This is a genomic window from Mycobacterium sp. 1274761.0 (genome assembly GCF_001668615.1).
GTDB lineage: Bacteria > Actinomycetota > Actinomycetes > Mycobacteriales > Mycobacteriaceae > Mycobacterium.
Window position 1 is genome coordinate 21,262 of record NZ_LZMC01000103.1, and the last position, 8,053, is coordinate 29,314.

Genomic DNA, 8,053 nt, shown 5'->3' on the forward strand with positions numbered 1-8,053 from the left:
AACGGTTCCCCGACGTTATGGTCGGGCCATGGATGTCCATGTCGTGGACCACCCGCTGGCCGCGGCGCGGCTCACCGCCCTGCGCGACGAGCGCACCGACAACGCAGCATTCCGTCACGCGCTGCGCGACCTGACGTTGATGCTCGTCTACGAAGCGACCCGCGACGCGGCCACCGAAGACGTCGCGGTGCGCACACCGTTGGCCGACACCGTCGGGAAGCGGTTGGCCAACCCGCCGCTGCTGGTTCCGGTCTTGCGCGCCGGGCTCGGCATGGTTGACCAGGCGCACGCGCTGATCCCCGAAGCACACGTCGGTTTCGTCGGCGTCGCCCGCGACGAGGAAACCCATCGGCCGACCCCTTACCTGGAATCGCTGCCCGACGACCTCAGCGCCCAGCCGGTTTTCGTACTGGACCCGATGCTGGCGACCGGTGGGTCGATGGCGCACACCATCGGGCTGTTGCACGACCGGAATGCTCGCGACATCACCGCGATCTGTGTGGTCGTGGCGCCCGAGGGGATAGCGGCGATCGAAAAGGTGGCGCCCGGCCTCAAACTCTTCACCGCCACCGTCGACGAGCGGCTCAACGACATCGCCTACATCGTCCCCGGTTTGGGCGACGCGGGCGACCGGCAGTTCGGGCCCCGCTAGAAGGTGCCGGCGAGTTCGGCGAGTTCGTCGGCGACGCGCTGCGCCTCCGCGCGGGCCGCCGTCACCGCACCGTCGACGCAGGCCCGCCGAACTTCGATGTAGGACTTGACCTTCGGCTCGGTACCCGAGGGTCGCACCGCCACCCGCACGGCGGTGTGCCCGTCGTCGCCCTCGACGACCACCGCGTCGGTTCGCTGTTCATACGGTTGCACAGCCGCCAGATCGGTTACGGTCACGTCGAAACCACATAAATTCCTCGGCGGCTTCGACCGAAGGCGCGTCATCAGCCGCGCCGCCTCGTCGGCATCGGACACCGGCCGCGAGACGGCTGTCGTGACGTGCACGCCGTGCATGCGGGCGAGGTCGTCGAGCGCGTCGAGCACGGTGCGTCCCTGCTCGCGCAGCGCGACGACCAGGTCGCAGAACAACACCGCGGCGCTGATGCCGTCCTTGTCGCGGACCGCGGACGGGTCGACGCAGTAGCCGATCGCCTCCTCGTAGGCGTACACCAATGTGCTGCCCGGCAGGTCGGCATCGGCGCGCGCCAGCCACTTGAAGCCGGTCGGGGTTTCGACGTGACGTGCGCCGTGCGCCGCGGCGATGCGCGCCAGCATTCGTGACGACACCACGGAGCTGGCCACCACGGTGTGTTCGCTGACTTCACCGGGATCGATCTGCGACAAGATGTAATCGCCGAGAAGACAACCGGTTTCGTCACCGGTGAGCAGTCGCCACCCGTCGGGTGTGGGTACTCCGACCGCGCACCGGTCGGCGTCGGGATCCAGCGCGATCGCCACCTCGGCGTCGGTTTCGGCGGCCAACCGCAACAGCTCGTCGGCGGCGCCGGGTTCCTCGGGGTTGGGGAACGGCACGGTGGGGAAGTCGGGATCGGGTGCGAACTGGCTCTCCACCACGTGGACGTCGGAGAAGCCCGCACGCACGAACGCGTCGAGGGCGTACTCGCCGCCGACGCCGTGCATGGCCGTGACGGCGATTCGCGCCGAGCCGTGAGTGCGCCGCACATGCGACACGCGATGGACGTAGCGCTGCACGAGGTCCATCCCCGATGTCTGGACGGCCTTGCGCGCGATCTGGTCGGCGTGTGGCGCCTTGCCGATCATGGTTTCGATTTCCCGGTCGGTGGGCGCGACGATCTGGACCCCGTTGTCGAAGTACACCTTGTAACCGTTGTCCGAGGGCGGGTTGTGCGATGCGGTGATCTGGATGCCTGCACTCGCGCCCAGGTGTCGGGCGCCGAAGGCCACGATCGGGGTGGGCACCGCGGCGAACATCAGCGTCACCATGAACCCCTCGGCAGCAAGGACTTCGGCGGCCGCCAGCGCGAACTCCTCCGAGCGGTGCCGGGCATCACCACCGACGACGACTCGCGACCCCGCGTGGTCGCGCTGCTTGAGCACCTGAGCCACGGCCCAGGTCGTGCGCAGGACGACAGCGAGGTTCATGCCGTCGGGACCGCCGCGCATCGGGCCCCGCATTCCGGCGGTGCCGAACGTCAGCGGGCGCGCGAATCGTCCTTCGAGCTCCTCGTCGCTGCAGGCCTGCAATTCTGCCCTGGTTTCCGGATCCGGATCATGTTCGATCCATTCACGTGCGGTCGATGTGAGTGACGGACCCCTCGTCATGAGCTCAGTGTGCCCACTTTGCGCTCCGCGTATGCCAGCTTGCGCAGCACCGGGGCCACCAGCATCAGCAAGTCGAACTCGAGGTCGGTGAGGTTGTCGCGCATGGTGGCGTGCAGCCACGCGTCGCGCTCCGCGCGGTCGTCGTTGAGCAGCGCCATACCCGCCGGGTTGATTTCGATCAGCTGGCGGCGTCGGTCATCGTCGTCGGGGCGCCGGGATACCAGCCCGCGGCCGACCAACTCGTTGATGCTGTCGGTCAGCGATTGCACGCGCACGTGCAGCCGTGCGGCCAGCTCGGCGGGCGTGCTGTGCCCCGTACGGCTGACCTCACCCAGCACCTCCAGCTGCGACAGCGTCAGCCCGTGATCGGGTCGGTGGCGGCGCATCTGCCGGGTCACGGCCATCATCGACTCCCGCAGCTCGGTGGCCGCCGATCCTTCGCGTTCGTCGGTCATAACTAAGTTATACCTTGGTAAATATCACACTGCCATGCCTGAAACGCCGCGTTGCAGGCCCGAAATATTACGAGCATACTTGTAATAGTGATGAGACAGCGACTGATGCAAGCGGCCAAATGGGTGCTGCTCGTCGCGGTCACGGTCGCGGTCACCGTCCCGCTGACCATGCTCGGTGTCCCGTCGGCCGCCCTGTTCGCGGCGCTGGTCGTCGGCGTCGCGCTGGCGCTTCCGGCACTCGCTCCCTCCCGTATACCCCGTCGCGCAGGCATTGCCGCGCAAGGGGTGCTCGGCGTCTATATCGGCACGATGGTGCACAGCGACGCGGTCAGCGCGCTGGGCCCGGACTGGCCGATCGTGCTCGCCGTCGCGATGGCCACGCTGGTGCTCAGCATCCTCGCCGGCGCGCTGCTCGGGCTGCACCGCGACGTCACTCCACTCACCGGCTCGCTGGCGCTCGTCGCCGGTGGAGCGTCGGGACTGGTCGCGATCGCCCGCGAGCTCGGCGGTGACGACCGCGTGGTCGCCGTCGTCCAATATCTGCGGGTCGCGCTGGTGACCGCGTCGATGCCTGTGGTCGTCACCCTGATCTATCACGCCGACCGGAGCCACCATGCGCTGGCAGTCACGGAAAACGGCTCGGCGCCTTGGTATCTCAGCATCGCACTGATGACCGTGCTGGTCGTAGCCGGCGGCGCCGTCGGCCGGCTGGTCCGCATGCCCGGCGGCGGCCTGCTCGGCCCGCTGGCATTGACCGTGGCGCTGGAGCTCAGCGGGTGGTCGTTCGGCCTTTCGGTCCCCGACGCGCTGGTTCAGATCGGCTACATGGTGATCGGTTGGCAGGCCGGCGTCGTCTTCACCCGGGAATCGCTGCGCGCCGTCGGTCGGTTGCTGCCTGCCGCCATCGCGCTGATCCTTGTGCTCGGCGTCGCCACCGCGTGCTTCGGCGTGCTGCTGGCCGGCATTACGGGCAAAACGCCACTAGAGGGGTACCTCGCCACCAGTCCCGGCGGGGTGTATGCCGTGCTTGCGATCGCGGTGGAGACCGGATCGGGCGTGACGTTCATCATCGCCGCCCAGGTGTTGCGAGTGCTGCTGATGCTCTTCACCGCCCCGCTGCTGGCACGCACGGTGATCAAGCTGACCGAGCGCCGTGCGTGCCGTCAGAGCCGCGAGATCACCGAAGCCAGCAGAGAACCCGTCCGCGTCGCCGGCTGATGCCCGGCGGCCAACACCTCTTCATGGTCCAGCGGCTGGCCCGTCATCCCCGCCGCGGCGTTGGTCACCAGCGACACTCCAAGCACCTCGGCGCCGGCCGCGCGTGCGGCGATCGTTTCGTGCACCGTCGACATGCCCACCAGATCCGCGCCCAGTATGCGCAACATCCTGATTTCGGCCGGGGTTTCGTAGTGCGGTCCAGACAGACAGGCGTAGACGCCCTCGGCCAGGTCGGGATCGACCTCGCGCGCCAGCGCGCGCAACCGCGGCGAGTAGGCGTCGACAAGGTCGACGAACCGGGGACCGACCAGCGGCGAGCGACCGGTCAGGTTGAGGTGATCGCTGACCAGGACGGGCTGGCCCACCGTGAAATCGGCCCGCAGGCTGCCCGCGGCATTGGTCAGTACGACCGTTCGAACCCCGGCCGCGCACGCGGCCCGCACCGGATGCACGACGTGGCGCAGGTCATGTCCTTCGTAGGCGTGAACCCGTCCGACGAACACCAGAACGCGATGACTGCCGGTGCGCACAGATATGACGTCGCCGCGATGTCCCTCAGCGGACGGGGGAGTGAAGCCGGGCAGTTCGGCCACCGGGACGACAGCCGTCGGTGCGCCCAGCTCGGCGGCTGCGGGCGCCCATCCCGAACCGAGAATGACCGCGACGTCGTGGGCGTCGACGCCGGTGCGCTCGCCGATGGCCGCGGCGGCCTGCCGGGCTACCGCATCCGGATCGGTCACAGTTTAGGGAGCTTAGCCGTCAGTGAGATACTGCCAAGATGCCCACCGCCACCGCCGCCGTCAGCGTCGAGGACGCGGTGAACCGGCGTCGTGGCGATCTGATCGAGCTGTCGCACTCCATCCACTCCGAGCCGGAGCTGGCCTTCGCCGAGTTCAAAAGCTGTGCCAAGACTCAGGCGTTGGTCGCCGAGCGTGGTTTCGACATCACCGCCGCGGCTGGTGGGCTGGACACCGCGTTCCGCGCGCAGTACGGCAGCGGCCCATTGGTGATCGGCGTATGCGCCGAATACGACGCGCTGCCGGGGCTGGGGCACGCGTGCGGTCACAACATCATCGCGGCCTCGGCAGTCGGCGCGGCGCTCGCGCTGGCCGATGTCGCCGACGATCTCGGGTTGACCGTGGTGCTGCTCGGTACGCCCGCAGAGGAGGCGGGCGGCGGCAAGGTGTTGCTGCTCGAGGCGGGCGTCTTCAGTGACATCGTCGCGAGCGTGATGGTGCATCCGGGCCCGATCGACATTGCGCGGGCACGCTCGCTGGCGCTATCTCAGGTCGAGGTCACCTACCGCGGCCGAGAGGCGCACGCCGCTGTCGCACCGTATCTCGGTATCAATGCCGCCGACGCCATCACGTTGGCGCAGAACGCGATTGGACTGCTGCGCCAGCAGTTCGTCCCCGGCCAGATGGCGCACGGCATCGTCACCGACGGGGGACAGGCCACCAACGTCATCCCCGCCCGCACCGTCCTGCGGTACACGATGCGCGCCAACGATCGCGCGTCGCTGCGTCACCTCGAAGGGCGGATGGCCGACTGCTTCCTCGCTGGCGCCGTCGCGACCGGCTGCGACTATGAGATCGAATCCACCGAACCGCCGTATGACGAACTGGCGCCGGATGTTTGGCTCGCCGAGGTGTTCCGTGCGGAGATGGTGCGGCTGGGCCGCGAGCCGCTCGCCGCGGAGTTCGAGGCGGGTGTGCCGCTGGGCAGTACCGACATGGGCAATGTCACGCAGGTGATGCCGGGCATCCATCCCATCGTCGGCGTTGAGGCCGACGGGGCGTCGGTGCATCAGCCCGGCTTCGCGACAGCGGCCGTAAGCCCGAGCGGCGACAAGGCAGTGGTCGAGGGCGCAATCATGTTGGCGCGCACCGTCGTTGCCCTTGCCGAGACGCCTGCCGAGCGCGAACGTGTGCTCTCGGCGCATGAGAAGCGGGTGGCGTCATGAACCTCGCCGGTGCCGCGGAAGGCTGGTTGGCGGCACACTACGACGATCTGGTGGCCTGGCGCAGGCACATTCACGCTCACCCCGAGTTAGGGCGCCAGGAGTTCGCCACCACGCAGTTCGTCGCGTCGCGGCTGGCCGACGCCGGGCTGAACCCCAAAGTGCTGCCGGGCGGGACGGGGTTGGTATGCGATTTTGGACCCGAGCACGGCCCGCGCATCGCGCTGCGCGCCGATATGGACGCGCTGCCGATGGCCGATCGCACCGGATCGCCGCATGCGTCGGTGGTGCCCAACGTCGCGCATGCCTGCGGCCATGATGCGCACACCGCGGTGCTGCTCGGCGCCGCGCTGGCGTTGAACTCCGTACCCGAGTTGCCGGTCGGCGTGCGGTTGATCTTCCAGGCCGCCGAGGAGCTGATGCCCGGCGGCGCGATCGACGCCATCGCCGCGGGCGTGCTCACCGGGGTGTCGCGGATCTTCGCGTTGCACTGTGATCCGCGGCTGGCCGTCGGGCGCGTCGCGGTGCGCCCGGGACCGATCACCTCGGCCGCCGACCATATCGAGGTGACCCTGCACAGCCAGGGCGGGCACACGTCGCGTCCCCACTTGACCGGTGACCTGGTGTACGGGCTCGGCACGTTGATCACCGGCGTGCCCGGGATCCTGTCGCGCCGCATCGACCCGCGCACCAGCACGGTGATGGTGTGGGGAGCCGTCAACGCCGGGGTCGCCGCCAACGCCATTCCGCAGACGGGCATGCTCGCAGGCACGGTGCGCACAGCCAATCGCGACACCTGGCTGACGTTGGAAGCGATCGTCGGCGAAATCATCACCTCGCTGTTGGCGCCACTGAGCATCGAGCACACCCTGCATTACAAGCGCGGGGTGCCGCCGGTGGTGAATGAGGAGATCTCGACGAGGATCCTGACGCACGCGATCGAGGCCATCGGGCCCGACGTGCTCGCCGACACCCGACAATCAGGAGGTGGCGAAGATTTCTCGTGGTACCTCGAAGAGGTGCCCGGTGCGATGGCGCGGCTGGGTGTCTGGTCGGGCCGCGGCCCGCAATTGGACCTGCACCAGCCGACTTTCGACATCGACGAGCGCGCGCTGGCGGTGGGCGTTCGCGCGCTGGTGAACATCGTCGAGCAGGCCGCAGCGTTCTAGCCGGTGGTGCCGGGGCCGATGTTGCGCGACGGGCGGTTGCGGAGATCGCGCACGTAATCCTCTGGCGCGCCGGCGATTTCAGCGGCGTCAGCCATCACACCGAGGTAGCGCGCCGACGGCAGGCCACCCTCCCACGCGTCGACGACATACAGCCAGGCGAGCACCGGATCGGTGGTGGTGTCCGACGACAACCGATCCACCCGGCACCGGATTTTCTTGTGCACGCCCAGCTCGGACCCCTCCCAGCGGTCGAGGTTCTGCTCGTCGGCCTCCGTCATGTCGTAGAGCACGACAAACACCTTCGAGTCCGGATCCTCGACGAGAGTGGCCAGCGCGCCCTCCCAGCCGATGTCCTCGCCGCCGAAGGTCAGCCGCCACCCGTGTAGCCAACCCGTGCCCGCCATCGGAGAATGCGGAGCCCGTTGCTGCATCTGCTCGGGATGCATGTTCGACCCGTAAGCGGCGTATATCGGCACGCGCAAAGCCTAAGGCTTCGTTTCACGTGTGGGCGATCAACGGCGCGCTTGGCTAGGTTGGGGCGGTGGCTACCCGCATCGTGATCATCGGCGGCGGGCCCGCCGGCTATGAAGCGGCGCTGGTCGCCGCGGCCCGCGGTCGTGAGGTCGCCGAGGTCACCGTCGTCGACAGCGACGGCATCGGCGGGGCCTGCGTGCTGTGGGACTGCGTTCCCTCGAAAACGCTGATCGCGTCGACGGGCGTGCGGACCGAACTGCGCCGCGCCAACCCGCTGGGCTTCGACATCGCGATCGAAGACGCCAAGATCTCGCTGTCGCAGATCCATACCCGCGTCAAGACGCTGGCCCGGTCGCAGTCCGCCGACATCGGCAGCCAACTGCTGCGCGCCGGTGTGAACGTCGTCGCGGGCCGCGGCGAGCTGGTCGACGACACTCCCGGCATGGCCCACCATCGCGTCAAGGTCACCACCAATGACGGCA

General features: G+C 68.6%; 9 protein-coding genes. 5 read left to right on the top strand and 4 right to left on the bottom strand.

Annotation, left to right across the window (positions count from 1 at the left end; genetic code table 11):
* Positions 1-28: 28 nt before the first annotated feature.
* A complete protein-coding gene (gene upp, locus A5651_RS21285; protein ID WP_066985645.1) occupies positions 29-652 on the top strand; it encodes a uracil phosphoribosyltransferase in 624 nt (207 codons plus the stop codon).
* On the opposite strand, the gene A5651_RS21290 is transcribed toward upp, so the two are convergent.
* Both A5651_RS21290 and A5651_RS21295 read right to left on the bottom strand, forming a co-directional pair.
* Entirely contained in the window at positions 649-2,295 is a 1,647-nt protein-coding gene (locus A5651_RS21290) for a phospho-sugar mutase (RefSeq protein ID WP_066985648.1), read from the bottom strand. The genes upp and A5651_RS21290 overlap by 4 nt on opposite strands.
* A complete protein-coding gene (locus A5651_RS21295; RefSeq protein WP_066985651.1) occupies positions 2,292-2,750 on the bottom strand; it encodes a MarR family winged helix-turn-helix transcriptional regulator in 459 nt (152 codons plus the stop codon). The genes A5651_RS21290 and A5651_RS21295 overlap by 4 nt, the downstream gene beginning before the upstream one ends.
* Positions 2,751-2,840: 90 nt before the next feature.
* Here A5651_RS21295 and A5651_RS21300 point away from each other — a divergent pair, with 90 nt between their 5' ends.
* A complete protein-coding gene (locus A5651_RS21300) occupies positions 2,841-3,968 on the top strand; it encodes an AbrB family transcriptional regulator (protein WP_231988778.1) in 1,128 nt (375 codons plus the stop codon).
* Here A5651_RS21300 and A5651_RS21305 read toward each other — a convergent pair.
* Positions 3,914-4,708 carry a purine-nucleoside phosphorylase gene (locus A5651_RS21305; protein WP_066985657.1) on the bottom strand — a complete coding sequence of 265 codons (795 nt, stop codon included), beginning with the start codon at positions 4,706-4,708 and terminating at the stop codon, positions 3,914-3,916. The two genes, A5651_RS21300 and A5651_RS21305, sit on opposite strands and share 55 nt — an antisense overlap.
* A 38-nt stretch (positions 4,709-4,746) precedes the next feature.
* Here A5651_RS21305 and A5651_RS21310 point away from each other — a divergent pair, with 38 nt between their 5' ends.
* A complete protein-coding gene (locus A5651_RS21310) occupies positions 4,747-5,931 on the top strand; it encodes a M20 family metallopeptidase (protein WP_066985660.1) in 1,185 nt (394 codons plus the stop codon).
* On the top strand, positions 5,928-7,097 hold the full coding sequence (locus A5651_RS21315) for an amidohydrolase (RefSeq protein WP_066985662.1): 1,170 nt from the start codon (positions 5,928-5,930) through the stop codon (positions 7,095-7,097). Before A5651_RS21310 ends, A5651_RS21315 begins: the two co-directional genes overlap by 4 nt.
* Here A5651_RS21315 and A5651_RS21320 read toward each other — a convergent pair.
* Positions 7,094-7,573, bottom strand: a complete 480-nt coding sequence (locus A5651_RS21320) for a gamma-glutamylcyclotransferase (protein WP_066985664.1) — start codon at positions 7,571-7,573, stop codon at positions 7,094-7,096. The genes A5651_RS21315 and A5651_RS21320 overlap by 4 nt on opposite strands.
* Positions 7,574-7,638: 65 nt before the next feature.
* Here A5651_RS21320 and A5651_RS21325 point away from each other — a divergent pair.
* Positions 7,639-8,053 (top strand): FAD-dependent oxidoreductase (locus tag A5651_RS21325; protein ID WP_197496716.1); only part of this gene is annotated, 415 nt, incomplete at its 3' end.

Bases quoted from the DNA above. Each gene is read 5' to 3' on its own strand.
- upp (WP_066985645.1), top strand. From the start codon at position 29: ATGGATGTCCATGTCGTGGACCACCCGCTGGCCGCGGCGCGGCTCACC.
- A5651_RS21290 (WP_066985648.1), bottom strand. From the start codon at position 2,295: ATGACGAGGGGTCCGTCACTCACATCGACCGCACGTGAATGGATCGAA.
- A5651_RS21295 (WP_066985651.1), bottom strand. From the start codon at position 2,750: ATGACCGACGAACGCGAAGGATCGGCGGCCACCGAGCTGCGGGAGTCG.
- A5651_RS21300 (WP_231988778.1), top strand. From the start codon at position 2,841: ATGAGACAGCGACTGATGCAAGCGGCCAAATGGGTGCTGCTCGTCGCG.
- A5651_RS21310 (WP_066985660.1), top strand. From the start codon at position 4,747: ATGCCCACCGCCACCGCCGCCGTCAGCGTCGAGGACGCGGTGAACCGG.
- A5651_RS21315 (WP_066985662.1), top strand. From the start codon at position 5,928: ATGAACCTCGCCGGTGCCGCGGAAGGCTGGTTGGCGGCACACTACGAC.